A 16549-nucleotide genomic window follows, 5' to 3' on the forward strand; every position below is an offset into this window, starting at 1 on the left:
ACGGAAAGGCTCCGCGATGGATTTCGTCATCTCCCAGCTACTCGCTGGGATATCGCTCGGCTCAGTGCTGCTACTGGCATCACTGGGCCTGTCGCTGACCTTCGGCCAGCTCGGTGTTATCAACAATGCGCACGGTGAGTTCATGATGGCCGGCGCCTATGCAGCCTTCGTTGTCGCACGGCTGATCCCGTATTCCGGCATTTCGCTCATGGTGGCGCTTCCTGTCGGCTTTCTGGTCGGTGGTCTGCTGGGCGCGTTCTTGCAGGTCACGCTCATCTCACGGATGAGGCTGCGCCCGCTGGACACGTTGCTGGCCACCTTCGGTGTCGGTCTGGTGCTTCAGCAGTTGGCTCGCGACATCTTCGGCGCGCAACCGGTGTATGCGGCCACGCCCCCCTGGTTGAGCGGGCCGATCCGGATTCTTGGCGTGGATGTGCCTGCCACCCGCGTATTCATCTTCGCCGTCGCCGTGGTGTGCGTGGTCGGTCTGTACCTGCTGCAACAGTTCACCTCGCTGGGACGCGAGATCCGCGCCACCGTGGAGAACCGCGACCTGGCAGAGACCTCCGGTATCTCCACCAACTTCGTCGATGTGCTCACCTTCTTCATCGGTTCGGGAATCGCCGGCCTCGCCGGTGTGGCGTTGTCGTTGATGGACGCGATCTCCTTCGACTTCGGCGTCGGATACATCGTGGACGCCTTCCTGGTCGTCGTCGCCGGTGGTGTGGGCCAGCTCAAGGGCGCCGTCATCGCCGCCTTCGGCCTGGGCATCATCCAAGCCTTCCTCGAATACTGGACGGACGCCTCCGCCGCGAAGGTGATCGTCCTGCTCCTGGTCGTCCTGCTGCTGCAGTTCCGCCCCCAGGGCCTGGTCGCGGTACAGACGAGGAGTCTGGCATGAAAACCATGTTGAGCGCGTACCAAAAGTCGTCGCTGTGGATCTGGCTGGCGATCGCGGTCGCCGCCGTCGCGATCGCACCCCTGTTGCTCAGTGACTTCCGGCTGAGCCTGCTCGCCAAGTACATGTGCCTGGCGATGGTTGCCGTGGGTATCGGCCTGGCGTGGGGCCAAGGCGGCATGCTCACCCTCGGCCAGGGCCTGTTCTTCGGCCTGGGCGGCTACATGATGGCCATGCATCTCAAGCTGACCGATGTCAGCCCCGGCGGTGTGCCCGATTTCATGATGCTCTACGGCAACGGTGAGGTTCCCGGCTGGTGGGAGCCATTCCGCAGCCCGGTGCTCACCGTGATCCTGATTCTGGTCGTGCCTGCCGCGACCGCTTTCCTGCTCGGTTGGGCGGTCTTCGCCAGGCGCGTCCGGGGCGCCTATTTCGCCATTCTCTCGCAGGCGTTGGTCGCCGCCTTCTCGCTGTGGCTGGTCAATCAGGGCACCTCCACCGGAGGTTTCAACGGCCTCACGGACTTCAAGGGCTTCTTCGGCTACAGCCTCAAGGATCCGGCCAACAAACGCATGCTCTACTTCATCGCCGCCACCGTACTGATCGGCATGGTGCTGCTGACCAGGCAGATCATGCGCTCACGCTTCGGCGAACTGCTGGTCGCCGTGCGCGATCAGGAGAACCGGGTCCGCTTCCTGGGGTACAACCCGGCGATCATCAAGACCGTCGCATACACGATCGCCGGCATCTTCGCCGCCATCGGCGGCGCCCTGTTCGTGCCGATCGTGGGCATCATCTCCCCCAAGGATGTCGGGGTCACCCCCTCGATCCTGTTCCTGGCGGGCGTGGTGATCGGTGGACGTACGACTCTGCTCGGTCCGGTGCTCGGCACGATCGCGCTGCGGTTCGTCGAAACCGGCCTTTCCGAGACCTACCCGGCCTTCTGGACCTACTTCCAGGGAGCGCTGTTCATCCTCGTCATCACCTTCCTACCGCAGGGAGTCGCCACCCTCGGGCCGTGGCTGAAACGGATGGCCGAGCGCTACCGGTACCGGCGAACGAAGAAGCCCGCCCCGGCAAGGGCGGCCGAGACCATCGAGACACCCCAATTGGTGGGAAGGACGTAGTCATGACTCCAAAACCCGACCTTCAGGCCTTGGAGAAGGCCATCGCCGCTCCCCGCGGCGAGTTTCACCGGGACTATCTACAGGTCAAGGATCTGCGGGTCTCCTTCGACGGGTTCGTCGCGGTCGACGGGGTGGATCTGGTGGTCACCTCGGGCGACCTGCGGTTTCTCATCGGACCCAACGGTGCCGGAAAGACCACGCTGATCGACGCGATCACCGGCTTGGCCAAGGCGACCGGATCGGCCACCTTCGGTGGGGTCGAGTTGCTCGGGATGCCGTCGCACAAGATCGTCAGAGCGGCCGTCGGGCGCACCTTCCAGACCGCCAGCGTCATCGAAGAACTCAGCGTCCTGCAGAACCTGGACATCGCTGCAGGAATGGGCCGCAAGTCCCGCGAGCTGCTCCGCCGGCGCAAGACCGTTCCCACCGAGGTCGAACTCGCACTCGAGACGATCGGCCTGACCGGACTGGTGAATGCGCCCGCCGGAGTGTTGGCGCACGGCCAGAAGCAGTGGTTGGAGATCGGGATGCTGCTCGTCCAAGATGCCCGCTGCCTGCTGCTGGACGAACCGGTGGCCGGGATGAGCGCCATCGAACGGGAACAGACCGGCGAGTTGCTCAAACGCATCGGTGAGCAACGCACCGTGGTCGTGGTCGAACACGACATGGAGTTCCTGCGCAATTTCGCGAATTCGGTCACTGTGCTCCACCAGGGCAAGGTGCTCGCCGAGGGAACGGTCGCCGAAGTCCAAGCCGATCCGAAGGTCATCGAGGTCTACTTGGGAGAGACTCATGCTGCAGCTTGATTCGGTTACGTGTGGCTACGGAAGGGTGTCGGTCGTCTTCGACGTCTCCCTTCAGGTGCCCGACGCCCAGATGGTCGCCGTGCTCGGCAACAACGGCGCGGGCAAGACGACCCTGCTGCGCGCGGTGATGGGGTTGTTGCCGGTGCGCACGGGCACCATCACCTTCGACGGCACGAACATCACCAAGATGCCGACGAACAAGCGGGTTCGCCGGGGCATCGCTTACGTTCCACAGGGCCAGCAGTCGTTCGGGCAGCTGACCGCGCGGGAGAACCTCAAGCTGATCGCCGACCACCACGGGGCCGCCGGCGCCCGCAGAATGGCCGAGGCGCTCGATCTGTTCCCTGCGCTGCGTGATCTGCTCGGACGCCGGGCAGGCCTGCTGTCGGGTGGGCAGCGCCAACAGCTGGCGATCGCCCGGGCGTTGATCACCGGTCCCCAGTTGATCGTGTTGGACGAGCCCACCGAAGGCATCCAGCCGAATGTGGTGGCCGAGATCCAGGCCGCCATCTCCACGATGATGACCGAATCCGGTATCTCAGTGCTGATGGTCGAGCAGCATGTCGGCTATGCACTGGAGATGGCGTCCGAGTTCATCGTGCTCGCCTCCGGGCGTGTGGTGAGCACTGGGCAAGGCGGCGCAGACGCTGTCGAGCAGGCGCGGGCGGCCATGGCGCTGTAAACGCCGCCGACTCAGGCGGAATCGACAGGCCTCAGCATCGCGGGAGAGTTCTCGTCCAGCAGCCCGACCTCGTAGAACTGCAAGGACTGCACCACCGACGACGCCTCCTGGCTCGCTGCGTCAATGAACTCCTGGCCCGCAGTGATGCCCGGATCGAGCCAGTCGTCCCACAGATCGGCAGGCAAGACCATCGGGGCCCTGCTGTGGATCGTGCCGGCCTGTCCGGGAGCACGGATCGTCAGGATCGCCGCGGTCATGATCCACGGCGACTCCCTGTTGGCCCGCCACCAGCTGTACAGCCCCCCGAGCGCCAAGACCTCGTCCCCGTCGGGGTGAAAGTAGAAACGCTTACGCTTCCGTCCGCCGCCTTGGGTTTCGTAGTATCCGACAGCGGGAAAGATCGATCGATGGGTGGCGATCGCGTCACGCCACATCGGCTTCTCGGCCACGGTCTCGGCGACGGCGTTGAAGGTCGGACCCTTCATGACCAACGACTTGGACCAACTCGGCGTGAACGGCCAACGCGCCGGCCAGCACCGGCGCTTGGACACACCGTCGCGAACCGAATCGACGACGACCGGAACCCTGGGTTCATCCGAACCCAGGTCCTCGAAGACCGGTCGCGCATTGAACGTCGGCGCGGGCAGCTCACCGACTTCATCGACCTGGAAGACATCGACGATCGTCGCGGTATCAGCAGTTACGTATCGGCCGCACATATCAGCAGGCTACGTCGGCCGCCCGCTGCGGCGACTAACTGCCCGAGATCATCACGGCGTAGTCCTGGCCCATCGGCGCGTACGTGTCGACGAAGTCCTCGAGGGTTGGCGGCGCCTCACCGGCGACAGCAGCCGTGAGCCTGTCCAGGTACCACTCCCAGCCCGGGCCGACCTCCGGAACCGTCTGCAGATCGACCTCCTCGTGACGCAGCGTCAGTCGCGTCGAGCCTTCGTCCTCGTCGAATCCGATCGCCAACTGCCAGGTACCGAAACTGTCGGTCACTGTCACCGAAAGCCGCCGTGGCCGATCACAGTGCAAGATCCGGCACGGCACCGCGGGAACGGATTCGGCCTCCGCATTCATCGTGAGCATCACCTGCCCGGACGCTGGGTCGCCGGTCCAGGCGCCGAACCACCGCTCGAGCCGGTCGGGATCGGTGAAATCTGTCCACAGTTGCTCGGCCGGTACATCGAATTGGCGCGTGAGCACCAGTGTCCGCCGATCGTCGTCGAGTCTTCCAGTGAGCTTCGTCATGGCGGCGCCTCCTTCGGAAGTCGCATCGTCGGCAATCGAAGTCTTGCGAAGAGACTACTGCCGGCACTTACACCGCGATCAGCCTGCAGTGTCCTGCGAGTCGATCGATCGTCCGAATCCGTCGAGCTCGCTGACCCGGGTCCTCGGCAGATCGGTCAGCACCCCGTGAATGAATCGCAGCTTGTCGACCACGGGGTCGCTGATGGAGAACGGGTACAGATCGGCTTTGCCCATCGACCGGTTGACGCGATTGAAGAACAGCGAGATCCAATGCCAGTCGTCCATCAGCGCATCGAAATCGTCCGCCCCGTAGCTGTCGCGCGGACCCACAGCCAACGGGAGTGCCGGAACGACGCTGCGGCCCGGAACCAGCTCCATGCCCGCCGAGGCAGCCGTGTCGAGGGTGTCGGTGATGTGCAGGTAGTGGGCGAAGCACTCCGCGAAGTCCTCCCAGGGGTGCATCGTCGCGTATTCCGAGATGTAGGAGTCCCGCCAGTTCGGGGGCGCTCCGTTCGAGTAATGCTGATCGATCGCGTCGGTATAGGACGCTCGCTCGTCACCGAAGATCTGGCGGCACTGTTCGATCTTGTCCGTCTGTTCCACCAGCACCCACTCGTAGTAGTGCCCGATCTCGTGGCGGAAATGACCGAGCATCGTCCGGTACGGCTCGCCGAGGGCCACCCGAAGCCGTTCGCGGTGAGCATCCAGCGTTTCGGCCAGATCGATGGTGACGATGCCATTGGCCTGACCGATCGTCACCTTCTCGTATTCCGACGAGAGCAGATCGAAACCCAGCCCGCCGTCGGATTCGAAGTACGGATCGATCGGCAACCCCAGCGAGTTCAACTGGACGAGCACCCGGCGCTTGGACTTCTCGGCCTCGGCGAGCCGTTCGAGCGCGTCCGGGTCGTTGTCATTGGGCCGCACCCGGGTGAGCCGGCAGGAGAAGCACTGATCGGTCGAGCTGTCGTCGGCGGCCAGCCAGTTGCAGTCGCGGTCGCGGTTGACGCAGGGGTGCCATAACCGGTTCGCCACCTCGATGTCGGGCCCCGTCACAGCGACCATCGTTTCGGACAGTGTGTGGTAGGCCACTTCGGCACCGCAGGTGTCGCAGCGCAGGTCTTCCAGGTAGAGCAGGCCCGAGCAGTCCGGGGTCGGGCAGATCAGCAGCTTCATACCGGGCAATCTACCTTCTTGGGTGGTGAAGTCGGCTCCGACAACGCATAATTTCGCTTGCTCGCGCAGCGGGGCGCCACACAGAATCGGATGTCCTTACCAACGGGAGCCCCCACATCCGCTGTGATTCCTCTAGCCTGGAGGCGGTAGCCCTTTCGGCTGGGACCGTGCCGATAGCGAGGAGGCAGGAATGCGCACGTACGACTGCGACGTGGTTGTTGTGGGAGGTGGCTCAACCGGGGCGGGTGTTGTGCGAGATGTGGCTATGCGCGGTTACTCGGCGATCCTCGTCGACCGCGCCGATCTTGGCCAGGGCACGACCGGCCGGTATCACGGGCTCCTGCATTCAGGGGGACGCTACGTCGTCAGCGATCCGCACTCCGCGACCGAATGCGCCGAGGAGAACGCGATCGTCACGCGGATCCACGCGAGTGCGGTCGAGGCTACTGGTGGGCTGTTCGTCTCGACCCCCGAGGACGACCTGGCATTCTCGGACGACTTCCTCGCGGGATGTCACAAGACCGGCGTCCCGGTCGAGGAGATCAGCGTGGCCACCGCCCTCAAACGCGAGCCACGCGTCAACCCCGGCATCCGGCGAGCCTTCCTCGTCGAGGACGGCACCGTCGACGGCTGGCAGATGGTCTGGGGCGCCGCCCGCTCCGCCCAGGAATACGGCGCGCAGATCCTGACCTATCACGCGGTGGTCGGCATCGAAATGACCGGCAGCTCGGTGAGCGCGGTGCGCTGCATCGACCGCCGTAGTGGCGAAGACGTCACGATCAGCTGCCGGTTCGTGATCAACGCGGCAGGCGCCTGGTCGCATCACATCGCCGAGATGGCCGGCTGCCACGATGTCGAGGTCGTGCCGGGCCGCGGCATCATGATCGCGATGAATCACCGCCTGGTGAACACCGTGATCAACCGCTGCACCTACCCCGCCGACGGCGACATCCTGGTGCCGGTGCACACCGTGGCGATCATCGGCACCACAGATGTGCGGGCCGAAGACCCCGACGAACTGCCGATCCCGGCCGACGAGGTTCAGCAGATGCTCGACTGCGGCGAGATCCTCATCCCCGGCTTCCGCCAGGCCAGGGCGCTGCACGCCTGGTCGGGCGCGCGTCCGCTGGTCAAGGACTCGCGAGTCTCGGCGCAGGACACCCGGCACATGTCACGCGGCATGTCCATCCTCGATCATCAGTCCCGCGATGGGGTGTCCGGGATTCTCACGATCGCCGGCGGCAAGCTGACCACGTACCGGCTGATGGCCAAGAACATTGTGGACCGGATGTGCGAGCAGCTCGGCGAGGAGCGCGAGTGCCGCACCGCCGATGAGGCCGTGCCCGGATCGACGCCCGGCGAGACCTATCAGGTCACCCACCGCCTGCATGATCGGGAGGCCGACCGTCGTGACGATCAGATCATCTGCGAATGCGAGCTGATGAGCCGTACGATGCTCACCGACGCGCTGCATGCGGACCCGCAAGCCAGCATGGACGATCTGCGTCGTCATCTCCGGCTCGGCATGGGACCGTGTCAAGGTGGTTTTTGCAGCCTGCGGGCGACCGGTATCGCCTGTGCCGAGGGTGTCATCGATGCCGAACTCGCCAATGCTCGGCTGCACGAGTTCCTCGCTCACCGATGGATCGGACTGTGGCCGATCCTGTATGGCGACCAGGTGCGTCAGACCGCCTTGAACGAGTGGATCTTCCAAGGACTGCTCGATGTGGAGCATCTGCCGGAACCGAAGGTCGTCCTCGAACCAGTGCCACTGGGCGTCGCGGCCCAATCGTTGCAGTCCACGACCGAGCCCGAGACCACGGAGGCAGTGCGATGAATGACGTAGTGGTCGTCGGCGGCGGAATCGCCGGTCTGCTGAGCGCCGCCCGACTGGTGACGCAGGGTGCCAAAGTGACGCTGGTCACCTTCGGCGTCGGCGGTCTGCAGCTGTCGCATGGCGGGTTCGACGTGCTCGGCTACGCACCCGAACGAGTCGATCGTCCCTTCGACGTGCTGGACGACTTCATCGCCGCGAACCCGGAGCATCCCTACGCCGTGCTCGGCGCGGATGCCGTCCGCCTGGGCACCGATTTCGCGTCCGAGTTCTTCGGTGACCGCCTGGTGGGCAACGACGGACGCAACTGGCTGCTGCCAACGGCGGTCGGGGCGTTGCGGCCGACCTACTTGGCCTCGCCGACGATGGTGAACGCCGAAGCCCGCGCCGGACATGATCCGGTTGTGGTGGTGGGCCTGCAGCAGTTGAAGGATTTCCAGGCCGAGCTGATCGCCGGCAACCTGGTCAAGCAGCAGATACCAGCCCGCGCGATCGTGCTCGATCTACCCGCCCGTACCCACGAAGCCGACGCCTCCGGCCTCACCTATGCGCGGGCGATGGATCGTGCGGACTACCGCGCAGACTTCGCCAAGGCACTCGGCAAGCAGTTGCTGAGCGGCGAGAAGGCGCTCATTCCTGCCATCGCCGGCCACCACGAGGCCGCGGCATTCACCGACCTGCAGACGCGTCTGGGCGCTCCGCTCGCAGAGATTCCCCTTCCACCGCCGGGTGTGCCGGGCATGCGACTCAACGAGTACGCGTCCCGCCGGCTGCAAGACCAGCGTGTCCGATGGATTCTCGGCGCGCGTGTCGTCGCGCTGCACAGCGAGGGCGGCCGGGCAGTGTCGGTCGATGTGGCGACATCGGGTCACCTCACGAAGGTGAGGGCGGACGCGGTCGTCTACGCCCCCGGTGGATTCGAGAGCGGCTCGCTGAGCCTGGACTCCCATGGCAAGGTGCTCGAGACTCATCTGGGCCTGCCGGTGCGAGTCCCGCCGGGCCGGCTCATCGGACCGGACCGCAGAAGTGAGCAGCCGCTGTTCCGTAGCGGGCTGGCTGTGGACGATCAGATGCGCGTCCTGGACGATGCCGATCGCCCCGTCTACCCGAACCTGTTCGCGGCCGGCGGCGTCTTGGCGGGCGCGATGCGTTGGAGTGAGAAATCGGGAGAGGGAATCGCGGCGGCAAGTGCCGTGCGGGCCGCGGATGCGATTGGAGATCTGGCATGAGCGCCAAGAAGGATCCGAAGAAGCTCACGGAGGCCGAGCGCCAAGAACGCGACGCAGATCGCCGCGAGCGGCTGGTCACCTCGCAGCAGGGCCCCAAAGTGCTGACACTGAACCTCAAAGAGCCCGACATCTTTGCCGCGCAACGGCTGAACCGCGAGAGTCTCGATCACTGCGTCAAGTGCACGATCTGCGAAACGCAGTGCCCGGTCGCGGCAGTCACCCCGCTGTTCTCGGGGCCGAAGTACGTGGGACCCCAGGCCGAACGCTTCCGCCACGGCGAATCGGTTGATCATTCCCTCGACTACTGCTCCAGCTGCGGCATCTGCACGCTCTCGTGCCCGCAGGGTGTCCAGATCGCCGAGCTCAACTCGATGGCCCGCGCAGTCATGAAGGCCGACCACATGCCGATCCGCGATTTCCTGATCGGTGAGACGGTTCTGATGGGCAAGGCGATGACGCCCATCGCGCCGATCGCGAATGCGGCACTGAACAACAAGCCGATCCGCATCGTCATGGAGAAGATGATCGGTGTGCATCGCAATGCGCCCATGCCGACGGCCCAATCGCAATCGTTCGTGAGCTGGGCCAAGCGCCACCAGCCCGCCAAGCCCGCCACCCGCGGTCCGGTGGTCTTCTTCCACGGCTGCGCCGGCGGCTACTTCGAGGTGCAGACCTCCATCCACACCGTCGAAGTTCTCGAACATCTCGGATACGAGGTCATCATCCCGACTCAGGGCTGCTGCGGCCTGGCCCAACAGTCGAACGGGCTGTTCACTCAGGCACGCAAGACGGTGCGCAAGCTGTGTGATCAGCTGCGGGCGGCGGGCAAGGACCTGACGATCATCTCGTCGTCCGGTTCGTGCACCGGAATGCTCAAGCATGAGGCTCACGAGATCATGGGCGTCGATGATCCCGCGCTCATTGATGTCGGTTCCAGAATCCGCGAGACCTCCGAGTTCTTGATGGAACTCGAGGACGAAGGAACACTGCCCCATACCTTCCAGCGTGTCGATATGACGGTCCCCTACCACGCACCCTGCCAGCTCAAGGGCCAGGGAATGGGAATGCCCGCCATCAGGCTCTTGGAGTTGATCCCGGGACTGAAAGTCGTCGAGTCCGGACAGGCCTGCTGCGGCATCGCAGGGACATACGGCCTGAAGAAGGAGAAATACGACGTAGCGCAGGCGGTCGGGCAGGCGCTCTTCGACATGGTGGTGGATACCAATCCTGACCTTGCCGTCTGTGACACCGAAACCTGCCGCTGGCAAATCAGCAAGTCAACCGGCGTGCCGACGGTGCACCCGATCTCCTTGGTGCACCGGGCTTACGGGCTGGACAAATAGACGTCTTATACAGACAAAACAATCGGTCGGACGACATAGTTATGCGAATTATCCGGCAATGTTGATCGCGACCACAATTACTTGACATGATGTTCTATACGGGTTCGCGCTTCGACGCTGGATGTGCGAATTCGCAACAGATCTTCCGGGACCGGTTCCCGGGAGAACCCGAATCCTCCGTTGCGGAGGCAACGCGACCGCGGGTATCCCGTGGTCGAATGCACCGCGGGGGCCGTATGAAAGGGAACACCAGATGAACCTGACTCCGATGGTCGTCTCTTCTCTGGGAGAGGCCTTCGTATCAGAATTCTCAGGAACTGCAATGCTGCTGCTCTTGGGTGTTGGTGTCGTGGCCAACAACCTGCTCGGAAAGACCAAGGGCAACGGCTCAGGCTTCCTGTTCGTCAACTTCGGCTGGGGCATTGCAGTCATGACCGGTGTCTACTTCGCCAGCGCGACCGGCGGCCACCTGAATCCGGCAGTCACTCTCGGCGTCGTTGTGCGAGAGCTGTTGCTGGGAAACACGATCGACTGGGCACTGGTCGGGGTCTACGTCGTCGCCCAGTTCCTCGGCGCGCTGCTCGGCGCCTTCCTCGCCTGGCTGGCATACAAGAATCACTACGACGAGGACGTCGACCCGGCACTCAAGCTGGGCACTTTCGCCACCGGGCCAGAGATCAGGAAGCCCTTCTGGAACTTCCTGACTGAGGTCATCGCCACATTCGTGCTGGTCGGCTGGGTCATCGTTGCGGGTCTGCAAGATCCGAACGGCATTGCCTGGGCGCCACTTGGCGTCACGTTGCTCATTGTCGGCATCGGCGCCTCCTTGGGCGGCCCGACCGGATACGCCATCAACCCGGTCCGTGACCTCGGCCCGCGCATCATCCACGCACTCGTCCCGATCAAGGGCAAGGGAGGCTCCGACTGGGGCTACGCATGGATCCCGGTCGCCGGTCCGCTGACCGGTGGCCTCATCGCCGGCCTGGTCGTCGCGCCCATCTACATCGCGGTGGGAACCTTGCCGTCGCAGGCAGCACCGTTCTTCCAGCTCGCTGGAGCCTGAGCCTGACTCTTGCCGGCAAGCAATCGTCCAACCACACAAAGGAGTGAATCAACGTGGCCGAAATGTTCATCATGGCGATCGATCAGGGAACGACCAGTTCACGCGCCATCATCTTCAATCATGCTGGGCAGATCGTGTCCAGCGGTCAGCTGGAACATGAGCAGATCTTCCCGCGAGCCGGCTGGGTGGAGCACAATCCCGACGAGATCCGCAACAGTGTCAACGAGGTGATGGGACAGGCGTTCGCTCGGGCGCGTATCAATCGTCATCAGATCGCCGCGGTCGGCATCACCAATCAGCGCGAAACGACCCTGGTCTGGGACCGCGAGACCGGCGAGCCGGTGTACAACGCGATCGTCTGGCAAGACACCCGTACGCAGAAGATCTGCGACGAACTGGCCGGTGACGAGGGCCCGGACCGCTTCAAGGAGATCTGCGGCCTGCCGCTGGCGACCTACTTCGCCGGTCCGAAGATCAAGTGGATTCTGGACAATGTCGAAGGCGCCCGCGAGAAGGCCGACGCCGGCAAGCTGGCGTTCGGAACGATGGACAGCTGGGTGTTGTGGAACCTCACCGGCGGCCAGCACGGCGGCGTCCATGTCACCGACGTGACCAACGCCTCGCGCACCATGCTGATGAACGTCCGGACTCTCGAATGGGATCCGGGCATGTGTGAGGTCATGGGCATCCCGATGTCGATGCTTCCGGAGATCAGATCGTGTTCGGAGGTCTACGGACACGGCGACAAGGAAAGCCTGATCATCGACACCCCGATCGCCGGCATTCTGGGCGATCAGCAGGCAGCAACCTTCGGCCAGGCATGTTTCCAGAAGGGCATGGCGAAGAACACCTACGGCACCGGCTGCTTCATGCTGATGAACACCGGTGAGGAGGCGGTCTTCTCGAAGAACGGCCTGCTCACCACGGTCTGCTACAAGATCGGGGACGCCAAGCAGGTCTATGCGCTCGAAGGCTCGATCGCTGTCACCGGCTCGCTGGTGCAGTGGCTGCGCGACAATCTCAAGATCGTGTCGTCCGCGCCCGAGATCGAAGACCTCGCCGCCACCGTGGAGAACAATGGCGGTGCGTACTTCGTGCCGGCGTTCTCCGGCCTGTTCGCCCCGTACTGGCGACCGGATGCCCGCGGCGCGCTGGTCGGTCTGACCCGCTACGTGAACCGCGGCCACATCGCCCGCGCGGTGCTGGAGGCGACCGCCTACCAGACCCGCGACGTGCTGGAAGCCATGAACGCGGACGCAGGTGTCCCGCTCGCCGAGCTCCGGGTTGATGGCGGCATGACGGCCAACAACGTGCTGATGCAGTTCCAGGCCGATCAACTCGGGGTCGCAGTAGTGCGTCCGAAGGTGGCCGAAACCACCGCTCTCGGCGCCGCCTACGCGGCCGGCATCGCGGTCGGATTCTGGGATGGCGAAGCCGACGTCGTCGCCAACTGGGCCGAGGACAAGCGCTGGGTGCCCGACACCTCTTCGCAAGCCCAGGTCGAGCGCGAGCGCCTGTACCGCAACTGGAAGAAGGCGGTTACCAAGACCCTCGAGTGGGTCGACGAGGACGTCGTCGAGTAGGACCGGATCGCAACCGTCAGGCAAGCCGCGCGCGGCTCGGGCAGTGGACGCAAGTTCCTGCCCGGGCCGCGTGCTCTGGTGTCAGCGGGTCAGGCGGTGGTGGTGGCGCGCCGCCGTTCTCTGATGGCGTCGAAGACCGGACGCAGAGCGAACGCCAGGAAGGCCCACGACCCGATGAAGGGCGCGAGCGCGACTGTCAGCGCACTGAGCAGTACGGCAATCAACGAGGCTCGGCTCATGTCCGCGATGTCCGCCTCCGCAACGTCCGGTACCAACAGACTGCGATGGCGCAGGACGTAGCACCAGCCCAGCCAGCTCAGCAGAATCGCCGGGAAGACGGTCGATGGCATCACCAGCCGGCCGAGCCAGATGTCCGCGTAGTCGGTGTCGACCACGGTGCTGAAAGGGATCAGGACGATGAACAGCAGCTGGAGCACGTTGATCCGCATGAGGTTGCCGTCGATGTAGGCGATGTAGGTGAACAGCCGGACGTGTGCCATCCACAGCAGGCAGAGCAACAGGAAGCTCACCAGGAAAGAGATGAACTGATCGCCCATGCCCAGCAGTCCTGCCAGGAATTCGCCGCTGGTGGTCACGTTTCCGATGGCGTGCGAGGTCAATTCGAGCACGAGCAATGTCGATGCAATGGCGAAGATGCCGTCGATGAGGGCATCCATCCGACCCGATTCGATGAGTGGGCGCGACATGGGATCACGCTAACCTACGTCCGTGCAACCAGGAAGCCTGGTGCTACGAGCCGGGGCCTGCCTCGTCCGGCTCGTGGGGATCTCATCTGCTGTCGTCGGAGTATGGACTGACTACCTGCGACGCTGATCCGCCACTAACGTGAGGCGCGCGGCACAATCATCGTTGAAGGGACCCGGGGTGGCCAGGTTGGATCTCGCAGTAGCGAAGCAGAGTATCAAGGCGGAATTGGAGCGCCGCACCGACGATCTGCTCGCCTTGAATCACGCGATTCACGCGGACCCGGAGTTGTCCGGGGAGGAGTTCCGGGCAGCCGAACGCATCGCATTCGTCCTCGACGACGCCGGTTTCGAGGTCGAGGTCGGCGCCTATGGCATGCCAACCGCCATCGAGGCGCTGTACGGCGACGGCGATCTCACCGTGGTGATCTGCTGCGAGTACGACGCGCTGCCGGGCATCGGTCACGGCTGCGGCCACAATGTGATCGCGGCAGCAGGCTTGGGGGCGGCACTGGCTTTGGCGCCATTGGCCGCGGACGCGGGGTTGCGCATCAAGTTGCTCGGCACTCCCGCCGAAGAACACGGCGGCGGCAAGATCGAGCTGCTGCGAGAAGGCGCCTGGGAAGACGCCGACTTCTCGCTGATGGTGCACGGGATGAGCGGCACGGACATCTCGGCATCCCTCGAGCTCTACACCGCCGTGGACCGGTTCGACATCATCTTCACCGGCAAGGGCGCGCACGCAGCGAGTGCGCCCTGGGCCGGCATCAACGCCCTGTCAGCCGCCACTCTTGCCCTGAATGCGATCGGATTCCTGCGCCAGCACATGATGCAGGGCGTCAGCATGAACGCGATCATTTCGCAAGGCGGCACCGCCACTAACATCATCAGCGAGCAGGCGGTGGTCCAGGTTGAGGTGCGAGCCTTCGAGATCGCCATCTGGCGGGACGTGAAGAAGCGGGTGCTGGCCTGCTTCGAAGGTGCAGCGATCGCGACGGGTTGCTCCTGGGAGTACCGAAGGACCGAGTACGCCTATGCTCCCGTCGATCCCGATCCGCAGCTGGCCAAGCTCTGGGACGACAACCTCATCGCGGGCGGCCGCACCGTGGACCACACGGGTGCTGGCGGTGGCGCATCCACCGACATGGGCAACGTGACCCAGGTGCTGCCGGCCATTCATCCGACGATCGCATTTCTGGGTGAGACTGCTATCCCCCACACCGCGGAGTTCGCGACCGCAGCGATCACGGCTGCCGCCGACCAAGCGATGCTGGACGGTGCGCAGGGCCTGGCGGCAACAGTCCTGGACGTCGCGCTGAACCCTGCGCTGCGCAAGCATTATCAGGATCTGAAGGCCGCGCGGCCCGCCGGCGCCACTCAGGTCAGTCTGGAATCCTGAGCGCCCCATCAGATGGGCAGGCCGGAAGCAAATACACCGGTGGGGTCGTACTGGTGTTTGATGACACGCAGACCCTCCAGAGCCTCGCCGTAGCCGGGCGAATAGTCGTTCACGCCACCATCCACGAAGGTGAGAGCCAGCGCGTCGGCTCGCCATTGGTCGAGCGCCCTGAGATGCCCGTGCACCAACTGCCGGGTCGCGATCACTGCTGCCGGGTCCATGACCATGGCGATCGTGTGCAGCAGGTATTCGCCCTGCAGCGAGCCCACCGCGCCCGCATTGTGCGGGCGCCGCGTCAGCTCACCGCCGAGGTGACGAAGCTCGGCCACGAACAACCCCTGATCTCCGGCGACCGCGAGGAAGGCATCGACGGCTTCGTCCGGCAGCTCGGCAAGCACCGAATGGGCCGAAGCCGCCGGTGTCGGGTCGGGTGGATCCATGTGCACCTCGAGCAAGCCCGCCGCGGGAATGCGCGCGAACATGTCCACTTCGGGTTGGAGAGCACGCAGTGGCCCCAACAACGCTGCCGCCTCGGCGTCGGTCTCCAAGATCGCGCCGTCGACGGTCACCACCGATCGTCCGCTCAGGAAGGGTGGTAGTTCGGGGAGCGGCGGAATATGCAGCACCCGCAGTGTCGTCGTCACGCTGTTCGGAACCGTCTTCGTCCACTGCGCCCACGCCCGAGTAACCTCGGCGGCGTGGGAGGCGTCCCAGATCATGAATCCGGCGAAGACATCCGCGTATGGCAGCAGGTCGATGACCAGCGAGACGACGATGCCGAATGCTCCTGATCCACCGCGCAGAGCCCAGAAGAGATCCGGATGCTCATCAGCGCTCGCCCGCAGCAATGCCCCGTCGGCGGTGACCAGCTGCACTTCCCGGACGGCACCGACCGCCAAGCCATGGGCGCGTGCGTAGAACGACACGCCGCCCCTCAGCGCGTAGCCGGCGACCGAGACGTTTCCGGCACTCCCGTGCAGTGCCGTCAGTCCGTACGGTGCCGTCGCGGCGATCACGTCGTTCCAGACGGAACCTCCCAGCACCCGCGCTGTACGGCCGACCGGGTCGACCGTCACACCGCGCAGACCCGCCAGGACGACCAGGACGGTATCCGACAGATCGGTCTCGGCCAATGCGGAGGCCGCGTGCCCGGTGGACTGCGGAGCGATGCGCAAGCCGGCAGCGGCAGCCGCGCGGACGACGTCGACGACGTCTTCGGCGGTGACCGGCCGCGCCACGGCATAGGGACGCTGATCGGCGGCGAGGTTCCAGGGCATGCGGGCTGCGTCGTAGCCCGGATCAGCGGCCAGGATGATGCGGTCTCCCAGCGCGTGGCGAAGGTCGTCGGCCCGGCTGTCGACTGTCGTGTCCTGCACGGTCATGAGGTGTTCTCCTTGTCTCGTCAAGTGCTGGACCAGCACTGTTTGACTCAACTGTGCGGTGCCGGCTCC

Annotated in this window: 15 protein-coding genes; 10 read left to right on the forward strand and 5 right to left on the reverse strand. The window is 64.7% G+C overall.

Translation table 11 applies throughout. The annotated features are described in order from the left end of the window. The first annotated feature begins 16 nt into the window (after positions 1–16). The 4 genes from urtB to QUE25_RS00820 are packed head-to-tail and all read left to right on the forward strand — an operon-like array spanning position 17 to position 3513. Positions 17–901 carry an urea ABC transporter permease subunit UrtB gene (gene urtB / locus QUE25_RS00805; RefSeq protein WP_286266651.1) on the forward strand — a complete coding sequence of 295 codons (885 nt, stop codon included), beginning with the start codon at positions 17–19 and terminating at the stop codon, positions 899–901. After that, positions 898–2025: an urea ABC transporter permease subunit UrtC gene (urtC, locus tag QUE25_RS00810; RefSeq protein WP_286266653.1), complete on the forward strand. Its 1128-nt coding sequence runs from the start codon at positions 898–900 to the stop codon at positions 2023–2025. The genes urtB and urtC overlap by 4 nt, the downstream gene beginning before the upstream one ends. Before the next feature lie 2 nt (positions 2026–2027). Further along, the gene (gene urtD / locus QUE25_RS00815; RefSeq protein ID WP_286266655.1) at positions 2028–2831 is read left to right on the forward strand and encodes an urea ABC transporter ATP-binding protein UrtD; all 804 of its coding nucleotides are present in this window, start codon (positions 2028–2030) and stop codon (positions 2829–2831) included. Beyond that, the gene (locus QUE25_RS00820; protein ID WP_286266657.1) at positions 2818–3513 is read left to right on the forward strand and encodes an ATP-binding cassette domain-containing protein; all 696 of its coding nucleotides are present in this window, start codon (positions 2818–2820) and stop codon (positions 3511–3513) included. Before urtD ends, QUE25_RS00820 begins: the two co-directional genes overlap by 14 nt. A gap of 11 nt (positions 3514–3524) precedes the next feature. Here QUE25_RS00820 and QUE25_RS00825 read toward each other — a convergent pair whose 3' ends face one another. The 3 genes from QUE25_RS00825 to QUE25_RS00835 form a co-directional block, all read right to left on the reverse strand. Beyond that, positions 3525–4232 (reverse strand): SOS response-associated peptidase, encoded by a 708-nt coding sequence (locus QUE25_RS00825; protein ID WP_286266658.1) that lies wholly within the window; start codon positions 4230–4232, stop codon positions 3525–3527. A 34-nt stretch (positions 4233–4266) separates the two neighbouring features. Next, complete coding sequence (locus QUE25_RS00830; RefSeq protein ID WP_286266660.1) at positions 4267–4767, reverse strand: SRPBCC domain-containing protein; 501 nt, start codon at positions 4765–4767, stop codon at positions 4267–4269. A 78-nt stretch (positions 4768–4845) separates the two neighbouring features. Beyond that, on the reverse strand, positions 4846–5943 hold the full coding sequence (locus QUE25_RS00835) for a zinc-binding metallopeptidase family protein (RefSeq protein ID WP_286266662.1): 1098 nt from the start codon (positions 5941–5943) through the stop codon (positions 4846–4848). 190 nt (positions 5944–6133) lie between these two features. On the opposite strand from QUE25_RS00835, the gene glpA reads away from it, so the two are divergent. From glpA to glpK, 5 genes are all read left to right on the forward strand, one after another. Next, a complete protein-coding gene (gene glpA / locus QUE25_RS00840) occupies positions 6134–7780 on the forward strand; it encodes an anaerobic glycerol-3-phosphate dehydrogenase subunit GlpA (protein WP_286266664.1) in 1647 nt (548 codons plus the stop codon). Then, positions 7777–9006: a glycerol-3-phosphate dehydrogenase subunit GlpB gene (gene glpB / locus QUE25_RS00845; protein ID WP_286266666.1), complete on the forward strand. Its 1230-nt coding sequence runs from the start codon at positions 7777–7779 to the stop codon at positions 9004–9006. The genes glpA and glpB overlap by 4 nt, the downstream gene beginning before the upstream one ends. After that, positions 9003–10349, forward strand: a complete 1347-nt coding sequence (locus tag QUE25_RS00850) for an anaerobic glycerol-3-phosphate dehydrogenase subunit C (RefSeq protein WP_286266669.1) — start codon at positions 9003–9005, stop codon at positions 10347–10349. The genes glpB and QUE25_RS00850 overlap by 4 nt, the downstream gene beginning before the upstream one ends. Before the next feature lie 268 nt (positions 10350–10617). Next, positions 10618–11412 carry an MIP/aquaporin family protein gene (locus tag QUE25_RS00855; RefSeq protein ID WP_286268456.1) on the forward strand — a complete coding sequence of 265 codons (795 nt, stop codon included), beginning with the start codon at positions 10618–10620 and terminating at the stop codon, positions 11410–11412. Positions 11413–11474: 62 nt separating this feature from the next. Next, a complete protein-coding gene (gene glpK / locus QUE25_RS00860; RefSeq protein ID WP_286268457.1) occupies positions 11475–12995 on the forward strand; it encodes a glycerol kinase GlpK in 1521 nt (506 codons plus the stop codon). A gap of 89 nt (positions 12996–13084) precedes the next feature. Here glpK and QUE25_RS00865 read toward each other — a convergent pair whose 3' ends face one another. Then, positions 13085–13702, reverse strand: coding sequence for a TMEM175 family protein (locus QUE25_RS00865; RefSeq protein ID WP_286266670.1), 618 nt, complete (start codon positions 13700–13702; stop codon positions 13085–13087). 178 nt (positions 13703–13880) lie between these two features. On the opposite strand from QUE25_RS00865, the gene QUE25_RS00870 reads away from it, so the two are divergent. Further along, positions 13881–15098 (forward strand): amidohydrolase, encoded by a 1218-nt coding sequence (locus QUE25_RS00870; RefSeq protein ID WP_286266672.1) that lies wholly within the window; start codon positions 13881–13883, stop codon positions 15096–15098. 8 nt (positions 15099–15106) lie between these two features. On the opposite strand, the gene QUE25_RS00875 is transcribed toward QUE25_RS00870, so the two are convergent. Then, a complete protein-coding gene (locus QUE25_RS00875) occupies positions 15107–16480 on the reverse strand; it encodes an FAD-binding oxidoreductase (RefSeq protein WP_286266674.1) in 1374 nt (457 codons plus the stop codon). Between the last annotated feature and the right edge of the window lie 69 nt (positions 16481–16549).

It is taken from the genome of Brooklawnia propionicigenes, assembly GCF_030297015.1.
Lineage (GTDB): Bacteria > Actinomycetota > Actinomycetes > Propionibacteriales > Propionibacteriaceae > Brooklawnia > Brooklawnia propionicigenes.